Genomic DNA, 23,442 nt, shown 5'->3' with positions numbered 1-23,442 from the left:
TACCCATTACCCATTACCCATTACTTGTAACCTTCATGTATTGGATTGAATCCAAAATTAGCAATAAAAATCGAAGATTGGGAAAATAAATTTTGTTGGTACCGGTGTATGTAATTTATGGTAGCTATTCAAACCATAATTAACAGTGAAAAGCTAATAACTGACTAGATAATAAAAAGGTAAAAAATGCAAAACTTCGATGTCATAGTTATTGGTAGTGGAATTGGTGGTTTATGTGCTGGGTCCCTACTAGCTAGATATGGCAAAAAAACAATAGTGTGTGAAAGCCATAACATTGCTGGTGGAGCAGCCCATTGTTTCGGACGAAAAGGATTTAAATTTGATTCCGGACCTTCATTCTATTGTGGTTTAACTACCGCCAAAAGTTTGAACCCCGTAAAACAAATACTTGATGTTTTAGGAGAATCATTTACTGCTGTAAGTTACGATCCTTTGGGACATTATCACCTAGGCGATCGCACTTTTCCTGTATACAGCGATTCAGATATTTACCTTGAAGAAGTTGCTAAAATTACTACTTCAGGAGCAAAAGAATTAAAGTACTTTCAACATCGTCTTTTACCTTTATATGATGCGATGAAAGGAATTCCAGCCTTAGCATTACGCTCAGATTGGCAGTCATTTTTAATTTTATTTGGACGTTATCCAGAATACATGTTTAAAATGCTGCCCCATCTATCTTTAGTTAGAGCCTCTGTGGGTAATGTAATGGACGGGACAATTAAAGACCCATGGGTAAGAACACTAATTGATTTGGAGTGTTTTCTGTTATCAGGTCTAAAAGCTCGCGGGACCATTGCTCCAGAGGTCGCATTTATGCTGGGAGAGCGTTCCCGGGTTGGGGTGGAATACCCTGTAGGTGGGAGTGAGGCAATTATAAACGCTTTGGTACGAGGTCTCGAACGTTGGGGCGGTCAGTTACGTTTGGGAAGCCACGTGGAACAGATTTTAGTGGAAAATGGTAAAGCCTCAGGGGTACGCTTAAAAAATGGTGAAGTTCTCTTAGCACCGATAGTAATTTCCAATGCCAGTATTTGGGATACCTATACTAAGTTATTAGATCCTGAAGATTTACCTGATTCTTTCCGAAAAACTGCTTTAGCAACACCAGCAGTTGAAAGCTTTATGCATTTACACTTGGGTATTCGCGCCCAAGGTTTAGAAAATTTAACTGGACATCATGTAGTAGTCCACGATCCCAATCAAGATATAAGTACGCCGGGAAATACTTGTATGATATCAATTCCCAGTGTTTGGGATGCCGAGCTAGCACCAGAAGGATATCACGTCGTTCATGCATATACCTTGGAACCCTACACCGATTGGCAACGCGATCAAGATTACCAAACTCGAAAACAGGAAAAAGCCCAAACTCTTTATCGCGCAATCGAACGAGTAATACCGGATATCCGCGATCGCGTAGTTTTGAAGTTAATTGGTACCCCTCTGACCCACGCCCATTACTTAAGAAGATATCAAGGAACATATGGACCGGCGATTTCTGCGGGAAAAGGAACATTTCCTGGAAATCAAACCCCCATCAAAGGTTTATATCGAGTCGGTGATAGTACAATGCCGGGTATTGGAGTTCCAGCTGTCGCCGCTTCAGGGATTATGTGTGCTAACACCCTAGTAAAGCCCCAACAGACACTAGATATATTAAAAAGCGTGAATTATTAGAAGTTCATAGGTAGTAGCGCTTGAGTGCAAATCTAAAGCCCTACTACCAACTTTGTTCGTCCATTAAAAATAATCAAACAGGTTTGTAATTGCGCTTTAGCGCATAGAACATATATTAAATAGGGCTTCAACCTTATACAGATAAATAAATTAACTGCCAAAATTAAGGTTCGTAGTAGCGCTTTAGCGCTTTAATATCAAGACTTTACCGGGGCTATTAGCGTTAGCGTGTCCATCAGGACATAGCCCAACTACAAACCCATCAAAATTAATGTGGAGGACTACTAGTTTACAATATACAAAATAAATTATTAATTTTTATTAATTTTGGTGTAATATTATTTCATGAGGTTGAGTTTAAGAATTTCTTAAACTTGATCGAAGCTCTTAATAAATCGGCTTGGTAAAGTCTGCTTCTTTCTAGAAGCATTAGAAAGATATAAATTTCATGGCATTTTGGCAAATGCCTCAGCCTAAGGTTACTTTTTGCGGTATTGATGCGATCAATATGTATTCCTTATGTTTTAGGTATGGAGGGTAAAACTCTTTTTGATTGGGCTTGGGGAATTTCAAGGATATTCGAGTTTGATTTATGACTTTCTAAATTTATTATCAGTAATTCAAGATAATTAAAGAAAAATATTTAACTTTAAAAAGACTTTTCTGTAAGTGGAAATACAAAATCACTATCAGTAAATGTCGAGACAGATGATTGTTTAAACAACAGAAGTATTTTCCCCATGACAAATCAAAAAGTTTGTGATGTAGGGCTAAGTCAGAAGCTAGAAGTTTTGCAAAGAATTAGGAGTCATCTGTTAACCATTATTGGTCACGAGTTTTGGACTCCCTTATCAACCAGTCAAGTTTGTTTGGAAAGTTTGGCTGAAGAGCAATTGATACCTTCTGATTGTAGACAGATCATATTAGAAACTGCATTTAAGGATGTAGAGCGCTTGCGTCATCTGATCCAAACAACTCTTTCCATTTCCGACTTAAATTCCGAACAAGATTCTGAGTCGGAGGAATCTAAGCAGGATCCTGAATTTGAATTAGATTCTGAATTTGAACCAAAATCAATCGAGCAACATAACCAAGGCGAACAGTTTGCAGATGCTTCTGCATGCTGGAAAACCATAGCACTAGCTGATATTCTCGATCGCTTCGAGACGCTTTCAGGGAACGCGGAACGCCTAAGAGGCGTTTATCGCACTCAACCAAGAGTATTACAGCAAAACCCGTGTAAACTATTTATAACCCCAGAACAAAACATCGAGTTATGCTCCGGCTTGAGTGAGGATAAATCGTCTGCTGAGCTTCAAGACTCCAATCCCTGCGATGATTTAGAGATTTTAGAGCATACTCGAAAAAATCTGATTGCAATTGTCGGTCATGAATTGCGTACTCCTTTATGTACTATTCAAATTTGCTTGGAAAGTTTGATTAGAGAACCGACCATGGCTCCAGAGTATCAGCAAGTAATGCTGGAAATTGCACTTGGAGATATAGAACGCTTAAGACAGTTAATTCAAGATTTTTTTCTTCTTCTACGATTAGAAAATGGACAACTTTACCACCGTCCAGATTTTATTGAATTCCAAGAAGTTATAGATATTGCTTTAAGCAGCTTGAGAGCAAATGTCAAAGAGTGTCATCTACCTCAAGTTACAGCAGACATTCCACCAAACTTACCAAAAATTCAAGTTGATGGGGACAGACTCGTTGAAGCGTTAATTAAATTGATTGACAATGCTTATAAATTTACAGATATTGATGGAACTATCAACATTCAAGTCAAAATAAATCAAGCAAAAGTTGATAATGAGAAATCCATCTCAAATGATTCCAAGATCGTGTTAGAAGTAGTTGTAGCTGACACTGGTAGAGGAATTGCACCCGATAATTTAGAAGCCGTATTTAATCACTTTTACCAAGAAGAAGATTCTTTAAGGCGTAGTGTTGGCGGTACTGGTATTGGTTTAGCAATTTGTCGCTACATAGTACACAGTTTAGGAGGAGAGATTTGGGCTTCTTCGGAAGGGAAGCATAAAGGAACCCAAATTCACTTTACTGTTCCAGTAGGACAACCCTAGATTAGTAATGATTGTTTATTTTGACTCCCGTTTTAGGGAAGTGTGGGAAGTGTGGGAAGTGTGGGAAGTGTGGGAAGTCTAGTGATTAGTGACTCTTAACTCCTGACCTCTGACCTCTGACTTCTGACTTCTGACTCCTGACTCCTGATTCCTGACTTCTGAAACCTTAACACCAAGTTCTCATCACCTTTCCTTTCAATTTTTGTCCGAGCCAAGGGGTATTCTTAGAAAGAGTATAAAGATTTTGAGTATCTACTTTCCAAATTTTTTCTGGATTAAATAAGGTTAATTCAGCTTTTTGACCGGGAAATATTGCTGGAGAATCTTGATTTAAGCATTCTGCAGGACCCTTAGAAAGTGCTTTCCATAATTCCAAGGCTGTGAATTTATTAGTTTCTACTAAATTTTCCCAGAGTAAAGCTAACACTAATTCCAAACCAATAGCTCCTGGAGGCGCTTCAGAAAATGATACAGTTTTTTCTTCGTAACTGTAAGGGCTATGGTCGATCGCAATTCCATCAATGATACCTGTTCTTACTCCCTGCCTTAAAGCAATTAAATCCTCTGGGTTACCTAAAGGTGGTTCTAAATGTAAGTTTTGATTATAACTTTCAATAGATGATGTATCGAGCAAAAGATGCATCCAAGTTGTACTAGCAGTAACTGGTAAGCCTTTTTGCTTCGCTGCAGCTATTAATTCAACACTTCGGGCTGTTGATATGCGCATCAAATGTACCGGAGTTTCCGTTGTAGCGACTAATTCCAATAAAGCTGCTAAAGCAGTAGTTTCTGAAATTGCTGGGTTTCCTGGTAAACCAAAACGAATAGAATATTTTCCTTCCCGCATTACCCCACTAGATGCTAAATTGCGATCGCAAGGCCAAATTGCAATCGGTTTATTCATAGGCTTGAGGTATTCTAGGATTCTTCGTAGTAAACCTAGATTTTCTAAGGGTTTACCATCGGCAAAACCTACCACCCCCACAGCAGCTAAATCTGCAACTTCCACCATTTGCTTACCCGCGACATCCAAAGTTAAAGCGCCCCAAATATTCAGACGAGGAAATGAGGTCATGGTAAGTAAGGAAGAAGCAACAAATCTGTTTTCCAATTGATTCCTACTTAAGGGGCTGTTCAAATCATTACTTTTTTGCAGTAGCTGACCCACCAAAGCAGAATTATCAATGGGAGGAGATGTATCCGGTAAAATGCTAACTCTGGTAAAACCCCCAGCAGCAGCAGCCAGTAAAAGTGAATTTAGGGTATCTCTTTGTTCCCGTCCAGGCTCCCCAGAATGGCTATATAAATCTATTAAACCCGTACCAAGAATTAATCCGCGAGCATCATGTATTTTCGTATCAATTGCAATATCTGAAATAATTTCAGAAATCGTTTCAATATAACCATCGACGATCAATACATCTGCAACTTTATCAGTTTGAGAAACAGGATCTATAATCCTTACTTGTTGAAGTAATTCTGTTGTCATTTTGGCTATCAGCAGCTCAGAGTTCGGCTTTTGTGTAAGTAATTGTACTTTTTTTCTGGGTTACAGGATGATTGACAGATTATTGCCAGATTATTAAAGGCTCGAGTCTGAACGCTGTGTAGCCATATTTGATGTTGTAATTTTTGGTATCATAAGCGGTCTGCTCCGCAAGCAGCGTAGCCTATCGCAACCACAAAAAATATGTAGTTTTTATAACTAGATTTCTTCAGCAAAATGAGCGTTAATATTCATGGCTTGCAATACCGGCAATCCACTTAATCCACGAGGGTAATCTATAACAGTCAAAGCAGCATTGTCATTTTTGATAGACCAAAATTTCTCCGGTGATAGTCCTAGAATATGACAAATTAAGGCTTGATTGATATCACCGTGGGCAAATACAATTCCAGTCGAATATTGTTTTTCTAATGCTGTTTTTACGATTGAGAGCCAGCAGTTATGACTGCGTTCCCATAATTGTTGCAGATTCTCTCCTTGTGGCATTTGTACTTCTGCTGGAACTGTTCGCCAGCGTTGTAACTCTCCTGGGTATTCTCGGTCGATTTCTACTTCAGTTTTTCCTTGCCACAAACCATGATTAATCTCTTGTAAATTTTGGAGTAATTCCAATTTTACATTTTGGTGATGCTGCAAAATAATTTCTGCAGTTTCCCTGGCTCTTTCCATGGAACTGCTACAGGCAAAATCAATATTTTCTGTTTGTAAAAATGCTGCTGTTTTTTCAGCCTGCGATTTTCCCACATCATTTAAAGGTACATCAATTTGTCCCTGAAATTTGTTGAGATTATTCCATTGGGTTTCCCCATGACGCACTAAAAATAACCTTACACCTTGATGATTGGGTCGTAAGGAAGGACAAACTTCTCCCAAATGCTGAGTTTGATTTAAAGATTCTAGTTCTACAGAGCCTTCCAAACCCTCAGCAAAATTAAGTACGCTAAAACCACAGTTTGATTGTTGAATGGAGTGGTAAAGTTCTGGAGAAATTCCCAGAGCAGTGCTTATCAAAGCACGATTGATTCCATTGTGAGCAACTATCATTAAGTTTCGGTCGCCCCGATACAATGGGAGAATATCTTGCCAAAATTTCTTTGCTTGCTCGTATAAAGCTAAAACGGGAAAATATTCTTCTTCTTTTCCTGCTTTTTGAATTCGCATTAGCAGTTTATGAGGAGTTTCTTTCCAGATGCGATATTCTTCGGCAAAAATTTCCCTCACTTCACTATTGAGCATCCCCTCCCAAAGAGGTAAATGAACCTCAATTAATTTTTCATGACTACAAATTTTCTTTGGTTCTTTATTTGCTGTAACTAGTTGAGATTTAATAATCTCTGCTGTCTGCGTAGCTCTTGTCAGGGAACTATGATAAATCGCATCAAAATAAATATTACTTAGAGCTTTACCTACTTTGGCAGCATCATTACAGCCCTTTTGTGTTAATTCGGATGCATCGGTACGTCCTTGAATTCGTCTAACAATGTTATAAGTGCTTTGACCGTGACGGACGATGATGACACGAGTCATCGACAGTTATCTCCTACTATTTGAAATCCAGACGGATGCTGACGAGCAAACCAGAAGGTTGAGAATGTGCAAGTCATAACATCTGCCCTGGTTAATAATTTAACTGGTGATGAGCACAGATTGAGCTTCTAGTGTACACTTTTCATGCTGTTTACTATTATTTTCTACCTTTAAGAATAGCACCATCGTAGCGGTATTGTTGATTTTACAGTGATATTCACGTTCAACTAATAAAGATTTTACACGTACACACTGAAAATAAAAAAATGGAGAGCCGCTTGGGGCAACTCTCCAGATCATCAGGGTGCATCTACTAAGCATAGTATAGCACTTTTGGGATGAGGGGCAATACCCCTCAATAAAATATTTTTTGTGAATGTATTATTAAGAACTTTAAGAGAATATACTTATCACTTAAATTTTGCTCGGTTAAATTCAGGGATTGCTCGTAGTTAAAGGAAAAACCGACTTCTTTATTGTTTGTAAGTTGGAAATTTTAGCTTTAAATAAATAGCTTTAAAAATATAAACAATAAAGAAGCCGAGTAGTTTAAATTACACTGTACTTGTAACAATGTGTAATATTATCCATTTAGTTTTTCGGTGACTAGTTTATTTGTCAATTTGGGGTCAGCACGCCCTCCTGTTTGTTTTAAAACTTGACCGACGAAAAAGCCCAATAATTTGGTTTTACCACTACGATACTTTTCTAATTCTTTGGGGTTGTTAGCGATCGCTTGTTCTACTATTGGTATCAATACAGCTGGATCAGAAATTTGCTCCTGTCCTTTGAATACATCATCGGGGGATTTACCCGCTAATAAATCTGTCAACTTATCTTTAACTTTTTTACCGCTAATAGTTCCTTTCTCAATCAGAGAAATGGTTTTAGCAAGGTTTTCTGGGGTTAGAGCAATTTCAGCGATATTGAGTTTTTGTTTGTTTAGGTAAGCTGCGATGTCACCCATAATCCAATTAGCAGCACCTTTAGCACTTGCACCAGCAGCGATAGTTGCTTCAAAATACTTAGAAGTGGCGACTTCTTCTGTTAATACACGAGCATCATAAGCAGAAAGATCTAATTCTTCTTCATAACGGTGACGCTTATCTGCGGGAAGTTCGGGAAGTTCGCTACGCCAAGAACTCATTTGTTCTTCAGAAACCTCAATTGGTCCTAAATCGGGTTCGGGGAAATAACGGTAGTCGCTAGAGCCTTCCTTAACCCGCATACTAAATGTTTTTTGGGAACCTTCTTCCCATAAACGAGTTTCTTGGATGATTTTTTCGCCAGCTTCAACCGCAGCGATTTGTCGCTCAATTTCGTATTCGATCGCTTTTTGAATTGCACTAAAGGAATTCATATTTTTGATTTCGACTTTAGTACCAAATTCTTTTTGTCCTATGGGACGGACAGAAATGTTTACGTCGCAACGGAGGGAACCTTCTTGCATGTTGCCATCACTTACACCCAAATAACGCATAATTCGGCGTAATTCTTGAGCGTATTCGGCTGCTTCTTGTCCCGAACGTAAATCTGGTTCGGAAACAATTTCAACTAGTGGTACACCTGCGCGGTTGTAATCTACTAGAGAATAGGTGGAACCCGATAGGCGATCGCTACCTGCGTGAACTAATTTACCTGCATCTTCTTCCATATGCAGGCGAGTAATACCAATTTTTTTACGAATGGGATTACCATCTCCATCAATTAACTCAATTTCTAGCCAACCATGTTCGGCTATAGGCAAATCGTACTGAGAAATTTGATAATTTTTTGGTAGATCGGGATAAAAATATTGTTTGCGGTCAAACTTGCTATATTTAGCAATAGAACAATTCAGAGCTAAACCGGCTTTAACAGCATATTCCAGTACTTTTTCGTTTAATACTGGTAGTACGCCGGGTAAACCCATACAAACTGGATCGATGTTGGTATTGGGGTCAGCACCAAATTTTGTCGAACTGTCAGAGAAAATTTTGGTTTGGGTACTCAATTGACAGTGAGTTTCTAAACCAATAATTGCCTCATATTCTGTTTTGGCTGGAGCAGCAGAAGTCATAAAATTAAAAATTATCGCTAATTAATTCTTTATCTAGATCTTGGTTTCCTATTGTAGAACTGTATTGGTTTTGATCGACTACGGATTTTTCATGGGGAAACCCTCATAACCTCATTGATTGCAAACTCCCTCCTAACATCCTCACAAGTGTAGGTTTTTTATGCTTAATGGTTTTTATGGATGAAAAGACATGAAATACGCAGATAAGGGAAATATTTTTCATGATTATTCGTACCTAAAACCACATAAAACTGAAGTTTTAGTAATTGATTCAAGTGCTTAATCACCCATTTATGAAAAACCTACACCTGTCAGGGGAAGTGCCTAACTATTTGCCTTTAACATGAATTAAATTATTAAAATCATTTGGGTCTACTTCGTACGCTGCACCAAAGCCAACGACAAATCTTCCCGATTTGGGTTTGAGTTGAAAAATCCGGAAGTCTGGTAACTGTTCGAGCATTTCAATGATGTTACCAAAACGAGCTTTAAATTGAGACACCATTTGCAACCATAACTGAGTATCTCGTTCTATCAATTGTGCATCGCAATCAAAACTGAGACGACGACGGGCAAATATTTGCTGTGTTTTACTCTCGTCTTCGACAAATAATATGCTGGCTTTGGGTAATGCGTGCAAATTTTGCGTATGACTGGAAAGCCCACTGACGTATATATAAATATTTTTCTCCTCGTCCATGACGAAAGGAGTATAACTTGCATTGGGCATACCATCTTTATCAACGGTACAAATTACTAAGCTTTGGAATTCTTCAGGAAATGTTTGGTATGCAGCCAGAATACTTTCAAATTGAGACATATAATCTACTATTTGGGATTTTGCCCAGGATGATGTGGCTTGAAAATAAATTAATACTAATAGTTTAATTAAAATACAGCTAATCAAAAAACACTTCATCAGCAGATGAAGTGCTTAAGATAATTCAATACCAAATAGAAATGAATGTTGGATTTAAGTACATTTTCATCCCTATTATTTAATTTTCAGATTTCAGTAAACGGGTTCTTAAAACTCATTACGAGTATTCTTGTCATGCTTTAGATTTAATTACCACAACACAGACTTTTTTACACCATAAACTGCTAGTCCTGCAACAGCACCACCTGTGGCAAAAGTACCTAAACCAATACCGTAAGCACCTCCTGCAATTGCCAATCCTCCACCACCAATATTGTGATAAACTGTTACGCCCAAGACAGCACCTACTGTTGCATATGTGGCAGCTTCATTAATATTTGCAATGATATCCATTTGTTTCCATAGAAAAACTAATATAAGTTTCCGTCGTTTTTCTGGGGAAAAGCTACCGAATAAATTCGTATGTTTATATGAAGAATTAGAGAGAAATGACTTGTCGAACGCCACTAATAGTAATAATTACGTCATTTGCAAATGAGCAATCTCGTACTCACAACCTTAGCCCCTACGATAAACACCCGGAGTTACTCCCGTTAGTTCTCGAAAAGATTTCCCAAGATGACTTTGACTGTTAAAACCACACTGAAATGCAATTTCGGCGATCGCTAATTTAGAATTTTTCAGTAAATGTTTTGCTCGTTCCACCCGCTCTTTAAGTAAATATTTGTGGGGTGAAATTCCTATTGATTGTTTAAAAAGGCGACTAAAGTGAAATTGACTAACTCCTGCGACAGATGCAAGATCGGCTAATTTAATATCTCGATCTAAGTGTGCGTTAATGTACTCTGAAACTTGTACGAGCTTGCGATCGTCCAATCCCCCTTTATAAGCTGATACGCGAGTTTTAGTTTCAGAATAATCTCGTAGCAAATGCACAACCATTGCATTAGCCAAGGATTCTATATAAAGCTGTCCAAATCCATCTCCACCTTGATGTAACTCAGTTCGCAACATCATTGCAAGTTGTTCAATTTGGGGATTACGACAGCGAAATTCTGTAATTAGTTTGAGTTCAGGGTCAGAATCAACGGTTTCTGTAGCAACTTTCCTGACAAACTGCGGAGGAATTCTTATTTGTAAGTAATGGTCATTATTATAAGCCCTATAGGAACAAGGAAGTTCGGCTGGCGTAATGGAAATATCGCCTTTCCTATAAAGTCCCACATAAGAGCGATCGCCTATAGTTTGCCAAAGACGATTGGGGCGAGTTGCCAAACTTAAACAAATAGCATGCTCTTTCCAAAAGCAAGATTCTTCTGCTCCTGGAGGTTGCTGAAATTCTTCAACAATAATAGATTTCCATCCCAGATCCTGACTAGAAATAATTGATGATGGGATTTCGACAAGTGGTTTATGGGGCAAACTTACCATAGACGCTTTACTTATTTTAAGAACTCGCAGCAAGATTTTGACAATCGCGCAAAATTTAAATAGCTCTTCAGATTTGAGTTACTTATTCTGTAATTGTAACGATTTACTGAACAAAACTTAATAAGTGCAAAGATTTCTTGAATTATTTCTTAAATTATGGCTAATTTGTTACATATAGATACTAGTCCAAGGGGAGAGCGCTCCCAATCTCGCGCCTTGAGCAAATATTTCGTTGAAGCATGGAAAGATTCTCATCTAGAAGACAGCATTACCTATCGAGATGTAGGACGTAATTCTATTCCTCATGTTAATGAACCTTGGATCGCAGCCTGTTTCACATCACCAGAAAAACGAACATCGGATATGTGGGAAGCTATTCAATTGAGTGAACAATTGGTAGATGAATTGATGGCTGCAGATGTGTATGTCATCGGTGTTCCTATGTATAACTTTAATATTCCCAGCGGATTCAAAGCTTATATCGATCAAATTGTCAGAATTGGGCGAACCTATGCTTTTGAACCCGAGGATAAGGAATCACCCTACAAACCACTAGTGCATGGGAAGAAGATGTTCATTATTACAGCACATGGGGCTGGAGGATTTGCTCCAGGTGGTCGCTTGGAAAAGTTAAATCATCAAGCTCCTTACCTAAAAACAGCGTTTGGTTTTATTGGAATTACAGATATCACCTTTATTAGCGTAGAAAATGATGAATTGGGCGGTCAAAAACTTGCTGATTCTATTGCTGCAGCTCGCGCTCAAATTAATAAGCTAGTGAATGTACCAGCCATAAATCCAAAATAAATGACCCAAAGGTTCTAGGAAATGTGGGAATCGCGTTAGGGATTTTATTGAAGTCAAATTTTAGGAGATGTCACATGCTGACAGAAAAACAGATTGCGACTGAAACTCACAAGCAAAAAAGCAAATTTGTTACAGTTATTCATCCAGAGAAGTTAATTGCAACAAAAACTACAGAAGAAAATAACGACAACACTTTCCTCATTAGTTGGTTATTTCTAATTGGCTCATTGATGTTTCTATTGGATGGATTTATCGAACTTAGTGAAGGTCTTTCTATCCATGTGTTACTTCACATTACTGCTAGTGGTGTGTTTACTATTGCTTCAGCTCTATTTATTCCAAAAAAATAAACAAAAACAACTGCTCAGAACAGTTTAGTAAAAACATCTCACAATCCCAAACGAGGTTTTCCCATGAAGTTTCTTGCATTTCTGAAAAGAGCGATAAACTCCTGGAAGAAGTTCCGCAAAGCGATCGCAATCGCCTTAATTACTTCCAGTATATTCATTCAAGTACAACCTACTGCACTCGCTGCGAACCAATCAGCAGATGATATTTTCTTCAAGCAATTAACTGACACAACCTATGCGGCTTGGAATACCTGCAATCCAGATAAAGTCGCTGAGTTTTATCTCAACGATCCAAAGTTAGTTATTTATGATGCAACCCCTTTAAAATATCAAGGCTGGAAAGAATTTAAAGCAGGTATTCAAACCCATCTGTTTGGTAAACTCAACCATTTTAAACTGACTGCTAATGACGATCTACATGCTACCCGACATGATAATTTGGTTTGGGTAACCTTTACCTACCACCTGTCTGCAGAAACAAAAAATGGTCAATCCATTGAAACCGAAGGTCGTCAAACAGACCTATGGGAAAAGCATAATGGGAAATGGGCGATCGTCCACGAACATACTTCTGCTCCGGTATCTCTTTAAACTTTAGTTATCGACGCAGGAGATAAAACTATTGAGAAAGAGTGTATCGATAACAAGTTGGTCATTTATCATTGGCTCAGTCTTCTTCGCGATCGATGGAATTTTCCAAGTTGTCAATGAGTTTTCTATTACGTCTTTACTGTATTTATCGGGAAGCATTTTATTTGTAGTGGGTTCAATCTTTCTGATACCGGAATCCTCAAGAAAGTCACCACAGGATAAAAACAGGTTTTAAAGAAGACCTATCCGGTACCAAAAGTCTACAATTTAGTAAAGGAGATTGATCGTGACCTCTCTTCTCGAAGCAAATAATGTGACTTATGAGCCTTTCAGTATAAATCTTCTGGAACCAACAGCACTTGTAGTGGGTCAAGCATTTTCGGGCTCCGATCCAATAGCAGTTGTTCAGGAATTATCTGTCCAAGATTTTTATGAATATATTCTCTTGTTGGGAGAATGGCTTGCTGAATTAGGACTTTCTATCATCGCCAAGGATAAGGAATCCGAACAGGTAATTGGTGCTTTAATTGCTGCTGATTTCGCTTCTGAACCACCTTTGGAAATGGGAAAAATTAGTGATAAATTTGCACCTATCTTTCATATGTTTGAGTCTTTGGACAATACTTATAAACAAGATAAGCAAATTCAATTTGGTAAATATCTACATTTATACATGCTAGCTGTGTCTCCTCAGCACCGAGGTAAAGGTATAGCTCAAAATCTTGTCTCAACGACCCTGGAGTATGGGAAGAAAGAAGGTTATAAATTTGCAGTGACAGAGGCTGCAAACCAAACCTCACAGCATATATTTGGAAAAGCTGGTTTGATACCACGTTGTAAAGCAATGTATAGCAATTTTACTTATAACGATAAACGTGTTTTTGAAGTAATTAGTGATAAAGGTGGTACATTTTTAATGGATAAACATCTCAACTCTTGAGAATCAGAGAGTCTTATCTTTACAGTTCATTTTATTGATGTCATAGATATTAAGTTCGTCCATGCGAATGGCTTGGATTTAAAGAAATGAAGCACGGGAACGAGCATTGAGTGATGCAAGGGAGAAGATTCAGGAACTAGTCATTAGTTGGTAAGAAGATGAGTGATTAAAAATAATGAGTAATATTGAAGTCATTCAAGAACTATATCGAGCATTCCGCGAAAAGGATTACCAAGCATTTCTGGAAATTTGCACCGAGGATATTGAATGGATTCAAAATAAAGGTTTTCCGGGTGGTGCGACATATCAAGGTGCATCAGAAGTTATTGAGGGAGTTTTCAAAGCTAACGACAACAACTGGGAAAACTTTGCTTATCATATTGAAGAATTTTTAGATGCAGGTAACTCAATAGTTGTAATTGGAAGTTATACTGGGCGTAACCGAATTTCCGGTAATTCTATGAGTAGCGCTGCTGCACATATCTACGACCTGCGCGATGGAAAAGTTTGTCGCTTTCGGATGTTTGCAGATACAAAAACTATTTGGAATGCGACCGCGAAGGAAGTTTGACGTAGATCGAATTAGACAATAAACAGCTTTCAGTCGGATTTTACAGAAGAATAATTCTAACCAAATATCAAATATCAAATATCAAAGTTCAGTTCGTCAATAAGCTTGCAGGTCCATTGTGGTGAAAATCTTGATTGAATAAATTTGGGTCGCCATTGGGGGAATATTTAGCTTCCAGATAGACAACTGCAATCGCTCGATTATTACGTTTAAGTAGTCCCCAAGAACTAGGAATCGTATTTTTAATAACACTACCCTTTAAAGGATCTTTGGGTGCTACTAACTTACCTGAAAATAACTGCTTAATTATTTGGGTTTCTTGCTTGGTTGGAAAGCCCGTATAAAGTTGTGGAGAAAGAAAAAGCTGTCCTTGCTTATTGGACTTTATCGAGTTAGCGTTAATACTGGCATATTCATAAGGAGCTTGGGTAGCTTTAATAACCACCGTTGTTGAGGGTTGATTAGGGAAAGATGCTTGAATTGAATTAAGCAGTTTGCGTAGATTGCCGAGTTCTCCTTTTTCAGCTAGTGTGTTGGTATCAATTGCCTCTAACAACTGTTGAGTAAATAGTCCTAAGACTTGTTTAGCGCTTCTATCCATAGTATTTTGGGTCTGGTTAAATTCGGCTTGAGCCGTTTGGATAGATGACTGGGTACGGACTTGAGTTATTACCTCTAATCCCCCAAACAACAACGCGATTGCAAGAACCGCAGCCAGCATAATTTTGCCTATACGACGCTTCAGGCGTGCAGAAATATGATAGTTTGGTAACAGCGCCCGACTAGCGTTAGCCTCCGCCAGCAAAGCTAAACTCAGTATCACATTCATCACCACTAATACAAAGGCAATAATACCCCCCGCCACTAACAGGGCTCGTACTAACAAACTCCAGGCATCTGGTAAAATATCCCACCTCAAAACCTCGTCAATTACCCACAGCACTATGGCAAAGCAAGACAAGGTTAATAGATAAACCGTAAAATTTGTAACAAGTCGTAGTAGAAACCGATGGTTCATAAATACACCATTACGCGATCGCACAAATAAATAAGCAATAAAATTATTTACATATTCAATATCGAGCTATATTCCCAGTTAAGAGTTCCCAGTTAAGAATTAAGAGCGATAATCGCATTTTTGGTAAGTCTACGAACGCTGTTGCACATATCTACGACTTGTGTGATGGAAAAGTTTGTGGTTTTCGGATGTTTGCAGATACTCGAACAATTTGGGATACAATATTGCAGAAATAGTATTGCGATATTCAAACTTCTAAATCAAGAGGAAACCCATCATTTGTCTGCATTACCAGAGGAAATATTACCAAAAGTTATATTCCCTGCTTGACCTATATTGACACCAATATTACCATCGCCAACTATTCCCACACCATCTTGAACTTGATTGCTGATACTACGGATTTTTTCTTCAGCTTCTGCTTTGACGCTTTCATATCCTTGTTCCGGTAAACCCTTACCACCACGCAACAAAGCTACGGGAAAATCTTCGGTTGCGAAATCAAAGAAAGGTGTTTGTTCATCTTCGATAAGTCTTATTAACCCTGGAATAGCGGTTTCAGATTTGATTTCTCCCAGTGCTATTGCCGCCGTACAACGTACATCTGAATGTTCGTCTTCGATAAGTCTTGTTAATCCTATAATAGCGGTTTTAGATTTGATTTCTCCCAGTGCTATCACCGCCGTACAACGTACATCTGAATCTTGATGTTCGAGAAGTTTTATTAATCCTGGAATAGCGGTTTCAGATTTGATTTTTCCCAATGCATATGCCGCACTATAACGTACATCTGAATCTCGATTTTCGAGAAGTTTTATTAATCCTGGAATAGCAGTTTCAGATTTTATTTCTCCCAGTGCTGTCGCCGCACTAGAACGTACATCCAAATCTTGATGTTCGAGAATTTTTATTAATTCTGGTATAGAAGTTTCAGATTTGATTTCTCCCAGTGAATGTGCTGCTATAGAACGTACAAATGAATCTTGATGTTCGAGAAGCTTTATTAATCCTGGAATAGCAGTTTCAGATTTGATTTTTCCCAGTGCCGTTGCCGCCCTAAAACGTACAAATGAATCTTGATGTTCGAGAAGCTTTATTAATCCTGGAGTAGCAGTTTCAGATTTGATTTCTCCTAGTGCATATGCCGTACTAGAACGTACAGATGAGTCTTCATCTTCGAGAAGTTTTATTAACTCTGGAATAGCAGTTTCAGATTTGATTTCTCCTAGTGCATGTGCTGCACTAGAACGTACAGATGAGTCTTCATCTTCGAGAAGTTTTATTAACTCTGGAATAGCAGTTTCAGATTTGATTTCTCCTAGTGCATGTGCTGCACTAGAACGTACAGATGAATCTTCATCTTCGAGAAGTTTTATTAACTCTGGAATAGCAGCTTCAGATTTGATTTCTCCTAATGCATATGCTGCACTGGAACGTACATATGATTCTTTATCTATTAACAGTTTTATTAACTCTTGAGTTGTAGTATTTGATTTTATTTTTCCTAAACTATCAGCAGTAACATAACGTATATCTGGAACAGGATCTTTGAGAAGTTTAATTAACTCCAGAGTCGCTACATGTGATTTCATCTGTCCCAGTGCATGTATAGCACAATAGCGTACATATGATTCTTCATCTTTTAGAAGCTTAATTAGTACTGAAACTAAATTTTGCAATTTAGTTTTACCCAGCATATTTGCAGTTCTAGAACGCATATGAGGTTTTTGATTCTCAATAAGTTTAATTAACTCTATATGCACTGCATCGTATTTGATCTCTCCCAATGCTTCCACTGCCCTATAACGTACATGTATGTCTTCATCTTCGAGAAGTTTAATTAACCCTGGTATTACTGTTTCAGACTTGATTTTTCCTAGTGCTTCCGCCGCTCTATAACGTACATCTGAGTCTTTATATTCAAGAAGTTTAATTAACCCTGGTATTACTGTTTCAGACTTGATTTTTCCCAGTATATATCCCACCCTATAACGTACGTCTGAGTCTTCATATTCGAGAAGTTTAAGTAAACCTGGTATCGCTGCTTCAGACTTGATTTTTCCCAGTGCATATTCCGCGCCATAACGTACATTTGAGTCTTCATGTTCGAGAAGTTTTATTAATCCTGGAATAGCAGTTTCAGATTTGATTTCTCCCAATGCATATGCCGCGCCATAACGTACATCTGAATGTTCATTTTCGAGAAGTTTGATTAATTCCGGAACTACAGTATGAGACTTTGTTTTTTCTAAAAGTCGAATTTTGAGTAAAGGAGGAATTTCTAAGCTTTCAACTAAACTAACAGTCTTTTCTTGTAATTCTGCTTTAACTTCCCCTGCTAACCTTGCACCTAATTGTAAATCTACCTCTAAAGCTAATTTCACCAAACGTAAAGACGCAAAATTTTGCGTCTCTACATCTAGCAACTGCATCATCAATGCAATGGGTTCAGTCCACTTCAAATAATTCAAATAATCCCACTGCAATTCATCATCACTTAAATTAGATATTTCTTCTAATAATCTTTCTGCAGTGTAATATTCTTGCAGCAGTTGGTGGCGAAACTGAATCTGATTTTCTGCTCCTAATTGAATCAGGTGATGTTTGAGTAAATCATCTAACCATTTTTCTGCTTTCCAATGTTGATGATATCCTTGCTGTCGGAGAAATTCCGCCAGTATCGTTTCAGCTTGTTGTCGAGGAATCGCAACAAGAATTTCTGTTTTTGATTCTCCCTGGGTCATCACCCAAGCTAAATGCTGTAGTAACCGTTTCCACCAACGTCGAGATTCATCTGTTACGGGAATATCTTGCTTTAGTTTTTTATCATAAATCTCTGTGAAACGACGAAATACCGAACCCAAGTTAGCAGGTACTTTATTTTGGTTGTTAGTAAAAACTGAACAAAGCATCCATAACAGTAAAGGTGTTTCTCCAAATTCCCGCAAACGTCCTTCCAACTGCTTGAGCATATCTTCCCCTTGTTGTGGTAAATACGCACATACAAATTCCCGCATCTGTTTTTCAGTCAGGGGTTGCATTTGCAGCTTTTTCTCAAGACCCAAATCCCCACCAACCCCCAAGTCTCGCGTGGTGAAAACCATCGGGGTAGTGTTTTGGTAGTCTTGGCGAAATTTATATAAATCCCGTCGCGCTGCTTCTGATGGTAATTCGTTGACCCCATCCATTAACAGCAGAAATTTTCCTTGTCGCAACAATGTAGAGACGTTACATGTAACGTCTCTACCATCGATGGGTAAATTAGGATCGTGACGTAGGAGGAAATCGTGAATTAAGTCGATAATTGAGCTTTGGTAAAAGCGGAGTTCTACGAGGATGGGGATTTGTTTATTTTCTTGATAATTTTGTGCTTCTTCGAGCAACAACCGTACTAAAGCCGTCGATTTTCCCGAACCCGGACGACCTACCAGTAAAACGTGGTCAGCAGCATATTTACGCAGACCATCTAGAACAGTTAACCGTTCGGTTTGTTCTGATTTTTTTTCCTTGCTTTCCTTCTGCTCTTCAATCGTCTCTACCATCAACCCAATGTCTAACAATGGGGATTGCAGTTTCCGTTCGTGCTGTTTTTTCCCCACTACATCCGTGAGGGTATAATAATCCCACCATTGGGCGTAAGTTTTACATAGCGATCGCAGATAGGCTTCAGGATTCACCACTTTTACAACTTAAAAATTTCTGAGCTAAAATTCCTGAGTTAGGAATCATACTGTTTTCTACAGCATATTTTATCGAATTCCAAAAGAATCAGAAATGATCGGCTATGATGTTGACACATTAGAGACGTACTATAATACGTCTCTAGATTGAACTTCAGGTAGCAAAAAATCCTTAGATATTCCCAGCAAACACCTTTTGCGCGGGTCCGGTCATATAAACTTTTTGGTCCACTTCCGACCATTCAATTTGCAAACATCCCCCCGGAAGTTCTACCGTCGCTTTACGTCCACACTTTCCTGCTAAAACTCCAGCAACTAATGTGGCACATGCACCAGTACCACAAGCTAAAGTAATACCTGCACCTCGTTCCCATACTCGCATTTTCACGTAGTCAGAACTTACCACCTGAATAAATTCGGTATTGGTTTTCTGGGGAAAAGCCGAGTGAGTTTCAAATTGAGGTCCAATTTTTTCTAACTCAATCGCCGCAACATCATCAACAAAAGTAATACAGTGGGGATTACCCATACTCACACAGGTAACATCCCAAGATTTTCCTGCAACTTCCAAAGGTCGATTCACAACCTTCTCATCTTTGGGAGCCAGAGTAGTAGGAATTTCACCCGCAAGTAATCGAGGAAAACCCATATCTACTTTGATTTGACCGTCGGGCATAATTTCAGGAATAATTTCCCCAGCTAAGGTATTAATGTGATATTTACTTTTGCTGTTATCCCCTTCCAAATCCACTAGAAAAGCAGCCAGACAGCGAATACCATTACCACACATTTCCGGTTCCGAACCATCGGAATTAAAAATCCGCATAGTGTAATCACTAACATTTTCACCCGGCAGAGCAAAAATTACACCATCAGCGCCAATGCCAAAATGGCGATCGCACATCTTAACTGCTTGCTCTGGAGTTACTACAGGTTCTGGATTTGAACGGTTATCAACCAGAATAAAGTCGTTACCTAATCCTTGATACTTAGTAAATTCGATTGCCATTTATCGTTTTAATGAATTATCACAGTAGTGAAATTGTTAGTTGTTGATTTTTAGTGACTGATTGTTAATCGTTAATTATTAGTTGATTAGCAATCCCGAAACACTAACCATATAAACCAACCACATACATATATCATTACCAATATGCTTACTGAATTAGATACTTCATTACCAAGCGTTAAGCAACTCCAGAATTCGATCAAAGAAGCAAAACAAGTAGAGTTAAAGCTAGTGACAGGAGACTTACTAGCCGGAAAAATATTATGGCAAGATCAATATTGTGTTTTTCTCGCCAGCGAAAATACACAAAAAACTATGATCTGGAAACAGTCAATTGTTTATATGAAGGAAGGTTAGGTAGGGGCGATCAGGGATTGGGTATTGGCGATTTGGAGGTTAGAAGCAGCAATCAAAAAAATATTACGATTACCAATTACCAATTACCAATTACCAATTATCAATTACCAATTACCAATTACCAATTACCAATTACCAATTACCAATTACCAATTATTCCCGCAAATCATCCAAAGGTAAATAATCCCGCAATGCTTCAGCTTCTCCCGCTTGGACTATTGGTATAGATACCAACTCCGGTTGACTGGTAGGAGAAAGTAACTCTTCCAACTGACTCAGACTCGATAAATTACCACACAGTAACACTTGGTCATTTTCTTTTAACTTGGTATTGCTGTGGGGAAAGCGAATAAATTTGCTTCCGCGACGTATAGCTTGTATTTCCACGCTATATCGATTGCGCAGATCTAAATGATTTAAAGTTTTTTCTGTCACAGGACAATTCTCACTCACAATTACCCACTGACAAGCACTATTTTCCCCCGGAATAGTCGCTTGACCTTTTGCAAATTCATTAAAACCTGCAATTTCTCGGGAAGAACCCACCACTAATAGTTTGTCACCTTCTTGTAGTCTAGTTTGTGGTATGGGAAAGTCTATTTCCTCTCCTCCTTTACGGCGAATAGCCATTACACTGACTCCAGTGACATAGCGCATATCTGCTTGTTCTAAACTCATACCAATCAGAGGTGAACCTGCAGGGAGGGGATACCATTTTGAGTTCATTTCTCTGGTCGCTTGTCGTAACTCCCGAGAAACCTCAGATGGAGATTGTTCCGGTCGCAAATCTAAATAATGACGACTACGAATTTGCTTAATTTCCCGTCGTACTAAATTAGGTGATATACCTACATCATTTAATAGGTAAGTTACCATTTCCAGACTTGCTTCAAATTCCGGTTGTACTACCTCCCGCGCTCCTAGTTGGTAGAAAGTTTCAATATTTCTATTGTTATTAGACCGTACTACCACATTTAAATCTGGATCCAATTCCAAAGCACGCTTCAAACTAAGACGGGTACTCATTGGATCGGGAAGCGCGATCGCCATTCCTTTTGCATTAGTAATTCCTGCTGCTTCCAAAACGTGGAAACTGACACAATTACCGTATATGTAGGGTATTCCCGCGTCTCTTAATTGTTGAATTCTACTTTCGGACTGATCGATTACAACTAGTGGTAAATTATGAGCGAGTAACAATTTAACTAAATTTTTACCAACTCGCCCGTAACCACAAACCACCACATGGTCCCTTATCGGTAGTTCTTCGGACATTTCCTGTGGCATTCCATCCCCATCAAAATAAGGTTTGAGCCACGGCATTGATTCAATGATGTTAAATAAAAATGGTATTAAACGCAGTACGAAGGGTGTTACCACCAATGTCACCGCTGTTGTTCCTAAAATAAGTAAATATACTCGGCGCGAAACTAACCCTAAAACTTGTCCTTCACTGGCGAGAACAAAGGAAAATTCCCCAATCTGAGCTAACCCCAAACCAACTATTAAAGAAGTTTTTAATGAATAACGAAATAATTTTACTAGTGGGGTAACAATCAAGAATTTACCCACGAGTACTAACGCTACTAACCCCAGAATTAATTCAAGATTTTGCCATAAAAATAACGGGTCGATTAGCATCCCGATCGCAGCGAAAAACAAACTAGCGAAAATATCTCGTAATGGTTCCACATAGCTTAGAGTTTGATCTGCATATTCCACCTCAGAAATCATCAAACCGGCGACAAAAGCCCCCATTTCAATCGAAAGTCCCAATCTCTCGGTGAGAAGCGCAATTCCCAAACACAGCGCCACAACTCCCAACAAAAATAACTCTCGACTTTCCGTCCGGGCTAATAACCGCAATAAAGGTGGTATCAACCAAATTCCTGCAGCAACTGCACCTGCAGCAAATAAACCTATTCGCAACAGCGCATACAATACCGCGATCCAAATAGTCTCCGCTGGTTGGTTCAGAGCAGGTAACACTGCTAGCATCAATCCCAATGCTAAATCCTGTACCACCAAAATCCCCAACATTACCTGTCCGTGGGGAGTTTCCGTCTCATTGCGTTCCATCAAACATTTGAGAACAACCGCAGTTGAAGACAAAGACAAAATTGAACCCAAAAATACACCTTGGGCTGGGGATTCAACCCATCCCACCGCGACGGAAATCAGGGTCGTAACTAGGATTGTTAAAACTATTTGTAGTCCACCACCACCCAAACTAATTGTTTTGACTTTTTTCAATTCTGCCAGGGAAAATTCTACTCCCAGAGCAAATAATAAAAAAGCGACACCAAACTGTGCTAATGTCTCTACTTGAATTACTTCTTTAATTAATCCCAAGCCGGATGGTCCCACAATCATCCCGCCAATGAGATACCCGAGCAACACTGGTTGTTTCAACAGTGACGCTAAAAGTCCGCCACTAGCCGCCACAGCTAGCACCGAGACTAGATCGACTATTAATCTAAAATCTTCCTGCACAAGACAATTTTAATTAAGAACTGTTAAGAGGTATTAACCTTACTCTACAAACTTTTATGTACTCCTGTGTAGAATTCGGAGAAATTGATACCAGATAGAAAATTTGTCACTCATCTGAAATATAGCTTAATATACCTTGAAAGGTGGATGCTAGGGAATAGGGAATGAGATATTAAGGATAGGGTTCGGGAAATAAATGTTACCAATCTATAATTATATTGAACCTTGTTGTTTATATTAAAGTTTGTTTTGTTATACAAAATTATATTTTTACTATGTATTTAATACTATAAGCTGATTCCAGCTTTATCCTCATATGGTTGACCGATTCTCTCTGATTTTGGTTAAATTACGGTAATTTAATATGGAATTGAATTGTCGAGGTCAGCAAATTTTTATCTACAGAATTATACTCAACAAAACAAAAAATA

19 protein-coding genes are annotated in these 23,442 nt (G+C 38.5%); 9 read left to right on the top strand and 10 right to left on the bottom strand.

Annotated features, from left to right (window positions below):
• Window positions 1–186 precede the first annotated feature (186 nt).
• Window positions 187–1,701, top strand: a complete 1,515-nt coding sequence (locus tag BC008_RS26300; protein ID WP_027846963.1) for a phytoene desaturase family protein — start codon at window positions 187–189, stop codon at window positions 1,699–1,701.
• A gap of 740 nt (window positions 1,702–2,441) precedes the next feature.
• Window positions 2,442–3,791: an ATP-binding protein gene (locus BC008_RS26295; protein WP_058183885.1), complete on the top strand. Its 1,350-nt coding sequence runs from the start codon at window positions 2,442–2,444 to the stop codon at window positions 3,789–3,791.
• A gap of 166 nt (window positions 3,792–3,957) precedes the next feature.
• On the opposite strand, the gene BC008_RS26290 is transcribed toward BC008_RS26295, so the two are convergent.
• The 6 genes from BC008_RS26290 to BC008_RS26265 form a co-directional block, all read right to left on the bottom strand.
• Window positions 3,958–5,280 (bottom strand): dihydroorotase, encoded by a 1,323-nt coding sequence (locus tag BC008_RS26290; protein WP_027845092.1) that lies wholly within the window; start codon window positions 5,278–5,280, stop codon window positions 3,958–3,960.
• Window positions 5,281–5,496: 216 nt separating this feature from the next.
• Window positions 5,497–6,825 carry a histidine phosphatase family protein gene (locus BC008_RS26285; RefSeq protein WP_027845091.1) on the bottom strand — a complete coding sequence of 443 codons (1,329 nt, stop codon included), beginning with the start codon at window positions 6,823–6,825 and terminating at the stop codon, window positions 5,497–5,499.
• Between the two features lie 583 nt (window positions 6,826–7,408).
• The gene (gatB, locus tag BC008_RS26280) at window positions 7,409–8,884 is read right to left on the bottom strand and encodes an Asp-tRNA(Asn)/Glu-tRNA(Gln) amidotransferase subunit GatB (protein WP_027845090.1); all 1,476 of its coding nucleotides are present in this window, start codon (window positions 8,882–8,884) and stop codon (window positions 7,409–7,411) included.
• 328 nt (window positions 8,885–9,212) lie between these two features.
• Window positions 9,213–9,704, bottom strand: a complete 492-nt coding sequence (locus tag BC008_RS26275) for a HugZ family pyridoxamine 5'-phosphate oxidase (protein ID WP_027845089.1) — start codon at window positions 9,702–9,704, stop codon at window positions 9,213–9,215.
• A gap of 249 nt (window positions 9,705–9,953) precedes the next feature.
• Window positions 9,954–10,271, bottom strand: coding sequence for a hypothetical protein (locus tag BC008_RS49690; RefSeq protein WP_036266934.1), 318 nt, complete (start codon window positions 10,269–10,271; stop codon window positions 9,954–9,956).
• Window positions 10,272–10,322: 51 nt separating this feature from the next.
• The gene (locus tag BC008_RS26265) at window positions 10,323–11,195 is read right to left on the bottom strand and encodes a helix-turn-helix domain-containing protein (protein ID WP_058183887.1); all 873 of its coding nucleotides are present in this window, start codon (window positions 11,193–11,195) and stop codon (window positions 10,323–10,325) included.
• A 156-nt stretch (window positions 11,196–11,351) separates the two neighbouring features.
• Between BC008_RS26265 and BC008_RS26260 the strand changes: the two genes are divergently transcribed.
• The 5 genes from BC008_RS26260 (at window position 11,352) to BC008_RS26240 (ending at window position 14,454) form a co-directional block, all read left to right on the top strand.
• Entirely contained in the window at window positions 11,352–12,002 is a 651-nt protein-coding gene (locus BC008_RS26260; protein WP_027845086.1) for an FMN-dependent NADH-azoreductase, read from the top strand.
• A 74-nt stretch (window positions 12,003–12,076) separates the two neighbouring features.
• On the top strand, window positions 12,077–12,352 hold the full coding sequence (locus BC008_RS26255; RefSeq protein ID WP_027845085.1) for a hypothetical protein: 276 nt from the start codon (window positions 12,077–12,079) through the stop codon (window positions 12,350–12,352).
• 63 nt (window positions 12,353–12,415) lie between these two features.
• Entirely contained in the window at window positions 12,416–12,943 is a 528-nt protein-coding gene (locus BC008_RS26250) for a YybH family protein (RefSeq protein WP_027845084.1), read from the top strand.
• A 286-nt stretch (window positions 12,944–13,229) separates the two neighbouring features.
• Window positions 13,230–13,883 (top strand): GNAT family N-acetyltransferase, encoded by a 654-nt coding sequence (locus tag BC008_RS26245; protein ID WP_027845083.1) that lies wholly within the window; start codon window positions 13,230–13,232, stop codon window positions 13,881–13,883.
• Between the two features lie 175 nt (window positions 13,884–14,058).
• Window positions 14,059–14,454, top strand: a complete 396-nt coding sequence (locus BC008_RS26240) for a nuclear transport factor 2 family protein (RefSeq protein ID WP_036266932.1) — start codon at window positions 14,059–14,061, stop codon at window positions 14,452–14,454.
• Window positions 14,455–14,542: 88 nt separating this feature from the next.
• Here the strand turns inward: BC008_RS26240 and BC008_RS26235 are convergent, their stop codons facing one another.
• The 3 genes from BC008_RS26235 to dapF all read right to left on the bottom strand — a co-directional run bounded on the left by BC008_RS26235 (window position 14,543) and on the right by dapF (window position 20,161).
• Window positions 14,543–15,472 (bottom strand): hypothetical protein, encoded by a 930-nt coding sequence (locus tag BC008_RS26235; protein WP_027845081.1) that lies wholly within the window; start codon window positions 15,470–15,472, stop codon window positions 14,543–14,545.
• A 275-nt stretch (window positions 15,473–15,747) separates the two neighbouring features.
• Entirely contained in the window at window positions 15,748–19,152 is a 3,405-nt protein-coding gene (locus tag BC008_RS26230) for a HEAT repeat domain-containing protein (protein ID WP_063800818.1), read from the bottom strand.
• A 172-nt stretch (window positions 19,153–19,324) separates the two neighbouring features.
• Window positions 19,325–20,161, bottom strand: a complete 837-nt coding sequence (gene dapF / locus BC008_RS26225) for a diaminopimelate epimerase (RefSeq protein WP_027846803.1) — start codon at window positions 20,159–20,161, stop codon at window positions 19,325–19,327.
• Between the two features lie 144 nt (window positions 20,162–20,305).
• On the opposite strand from dapF, the gene BC008_RS26220 reads away from it, so the two are divergent.
• A complete protein-coding gene (locus BC008_RS26220; RefSeq protein ID WP_027846804.1) occupies window positions 20,306–20,518 on the top strand; it encodes an Hfq-related RNA-binding protein in 213 nt (70 codons plus the stop codon).
• Between the two features lie 24 nt (window positions 20,519–20,542).
• Window positions 20,543–20,698 (top strand): hypothetical protein, encoded by a 156-nt coding sequence (locus tag BC008_RS50765; RefSeq protein ID WP_201026159.1) that lies wholly within the window; start codon window positions 20,543–20,545, stop codon window positions 20,696–20,698.
• Here BC008_RS50765 and BC008_RS26210 read toward each other — a convergent pair.
• On the bottom strand, window positions 20,672–23,011 hold the full coding sequence (locus BC008_RS26210) for a cation:proton antiporter domain-containing protein (protein ID WP_027846758.1): 2,340 nt from the start codon (window positions 23,009–23,011) through the stop codon (window positions 20,672–20,674). The two genes, BC008_RS50765 and BC008_RS26210, sit on opposite strands and share 27 nt — an antisense overlap.
• Window positions 23,012–23,442 lie beyond the last annotated feature (431 nt).

Origin of the sequence: Mastigocoleus testarum BC008 (assembly GCF_001456025.1) — a bacterium.
In the GTDB taxonomy this organism is placed as follows: domain Bacteria; phylum Cyanobacteriota; class Cyanobacteriia; order Cyanobacteriales; family Nostocaceae; genus Mastigocoleus; species Mastigocoleus testarum.
This window is presented reverse-complemented; position numbering and strand designations above follow the sequence as displayed.

What these genes read in the sequence shown, in the direction of transcription:
- dapF (WP_027846803.1), bottom strand. Translation starts at nt 20,161, where the DNA reads ATGGCAATCGAATTTACTAAGTATCAAGGATTAGGTAACGACTTTATT.
- BC008_RS26265 (WP_058183887.1), bottom strand. Translation starts at nt 11,195, where the DNA reads ATGGTAAGTTTGCCCCATAAACCACTTGTCGAAATCCCATCATCAATT.
- BC008_RS26250 (WP_027845084.1), top strand. Translation starts at nt 12,416, where the DNA reads ATGAAGTTTCTTGCATTTCTGAAAAGAGCGATAAACTCCTGGAAGAAG.
- gatB (WP_027845090.1), bottom strand. Translation starts at nt 8,884, where the DNA reads ATGACTTCTGCTGCTCCAGCCAAAACAGAATATGAGGCAATTATTGGT.
- BC008_RS26285 (WP_027845091.1), bottom strand. Translation starts at nt 6,825, where the DNA reads ATGACTCGTGTCATCATCGTCCGTCACGGTCAAAGCACTTATAACATT.
- BC008_RS26300 (WP_027846963.1), top strand. Translation starts at nt 187, where the DNA reads ATGCAAAACTTCGATGTCATAGTTATTGGTAGTGGAATTGGTGGTTTA.
- BC008_RS26240 (WP_036266932.1), top strand. Translation starts at nt 14,059, where the DNA reads ATGAGTAATATTGAAGTCATTCAAGAACTATATCGAGCATTCCGCGAA.
- BC008_RS26260 (WP_027845086.1), top strand. Translation starts at nt 11,352, where the DNA reads ATGGCTAATTTGTTACATATAGATACTAGTCCAAGGGGAGAGCGCTCC.
- BC008_RS26255 (WP_027845085.1), top strand. Translation starts at nt 12,077, where the DNA reads ATGCTGACAGAAAAACAGATTGCGACTGAAACTCACAAGCAAAAAAGC.
- BC008_RS26295 (WP_058183885.1), top strand. Translation starts at nt 2,442, where the DNA reads ATGACAAATCAAAAAGTTTGTGATGTAGGGCTAAGTCAGAAGCTAGAA.
- BC008_RS26220 (WP_027846804.1), top strand. Translation starts at nt 20,306, where the DNA reads ATGCTTACTGAATTAGATACTTCATTACCAAGCGTTAAGCAACTCCAG.
- BC008_RS26235 (WP_027845081.1), bottom strand. Translation starts at nt 15,472, where the DNA reads ATGAACCATCGGTTTCTACTACGACTTGTTACAAATTTTACGGTTTAT.
- BC008_RS26290 (WP_027845092.1), bottom strand. Translation starts at nt 5,280, where the DNA reads ATGACAACAGAATTACTTCAACAAGTAAGGATTATAGATCCTGTTTCT.
- BC008_RS26275 (WP_027845089.1), bottom strand. Translation starts at nt 9,704, where the DNA reads ATGTCTCAATTTGAAAGTATTCTGGCTGCATACCAAACATTTCCTGAA.